At 62.9% G+C, this 1,334-nt stretch carries 1 protein-coding gene and 1 pseudogene; both read right to left on the bottom strand.

Annotated features, from left to right (window positions below):
- Positions 1-165: 165 nt before the first annotated feature.
- Positions 166-930 carry an IS21-like element helper ATPase IstB gene (istB, locus tag ACK8OU_RS20175; protein WP_071165181.1) on the bottom strand — a complete coding sequence of 255 codons (765 nt, stop codon included), beginning with the start codon at positions 928-930 and terminating at the stop codon, positions 166-168.
- Positions 927-1,334 (bottom strand): annotated as a pseudogene (locus tag ACK8OU_RS20180) (IS21 family transposase); the annotation flags it as partial. The pseudogene ACK8OU_RS20180 and the gene istB, both read right to left, overlap by 4 nt.

Genomic DNA, 1,334 nt, shown 5'->3' on the forward strand with positions numbered 1-1,334 from the left:
TGTCAACGGCGGAGTAAAATTGGGCCACGGGGCGGCGCAAAATTGGGCCACTTTGGGTTTGCGCGAGACGCGGCTGATGGGCGGCGGCCAGTCAGCCGCGCTCTCCATATAGCTTGCGGGTGACTGGCCGCCTTGGACCGTCAGGTCCAAGTCTGATACTTTGGATCAGGTGTTGTCGCCGGTCTTGCGCGCGCGACTTTGCGCGAGGCGATAGCTTTCGCCGTTCATCTCGAGGATGTTGACGTGGTGGGTCAACCGGTCGAGGAGCGCGCCGGTCAGCCGCTCGGTGCCGAAGGTCTCGGTCCATTCATCGAAGGGCAGATTGCTGGTGATCAGCGTGGCACCGCGCTCGTAGCGCTGGGAGATCATCTCAAAAAGCAGCTCGGCGCCGGTCTTTGACAGGGGCACGAACCCGAGCTCGTCGATGATCAGCAGCTTGACGGCAGCCATCTGCTTCTGGACGCGCAGCAGCCGACGTTCGTCTCGCGCCTCCATCAGCTCGTTGACCAGCGCGGCGGCGGTGGTGAAGCTGACAGACATGCCCTTCTGGCAGGCCGCCAACCCGAGGCCCAAGGCAATGTGGGTCTTGCCGGTTCCGCTGGGGCCAAGGGCGATCACGTTCTCACGCCGTTCGATCCATTCGCAGCGCGCCAGTTCCAGCACCTGCATCTTGTTCAGCTTCGGGATCGCCTTGAAGTCGAAGCTGTCGAGGCTTTTGGTGGCCGGGAACTTCGCAGCCTTGATGCGGCGCTCGACCATCCGCCGCTCGCGGTCAATGAGTTCCAGTTCAACGAGGCGCGACAGGAATTGGACATGGTCCAACCCTTCGGCGGCGCATTGGCGCGCAACCTTCTCGTGTTCCCGCAGGAAGGTGGGCAGCTTCAGCGTCTTCAGATGGTGGGCAAGCAGGATCTTCGGAGCCTCGCTCATTCCGCCGCCTCCGACATCAAGGCCATGTAGCTGGCCGCACGCGTCGTCTCGACGTTCGCCCGCGGCAGGTAGGGGTAGACATCGAGATCAAGCCTTGGGGGGCGCTTCTCGACCTGGCAAAGCACGAGGTGCTTCACGGCGTCAAAGCCGACCGCGCCCAGCTTCAGGGCCTTCTTCACGGCGGCATGCAGGTCATCCATGCCAAAGGTCTCAAGCAGCCGCAGCACCTGCACATACTCGCGGCGCCCCATCTTGAGCATGCGCGCCTCCATCAGGCGGCGCAAAGTCTGGAACTCTTCGGGCAGGTCCCATTCCGCCAGAGGCGCAGCCTGGTCCAAGGCATTGATCTTGCGCTCGATCAGCGGGAGGTAGTGAACCGGGTCGAAGATCATGTCCTCGCGATC

The organism is Pontitalea aquivivens, from assembly GCF_046507575.1.
In the GTDB taxonomy this organism is placed as follows: domain Bacteria; phylum Pseudomonadota; class Alphaproteobacteria; order Rhodobacterales; family Rhodobacteraceae; genus Pontitalea; species Pontitalea aquivivens.

What these genes read in the sequence shown, in the direction of transcription:
- istB (WP_071165181.1), bottom strand. Translation starts at nt 930, where the DNA reads ATGAGCGAGGCTCCGAAGATCCTGCTTGCCCACCATCTGAAGACGCTG.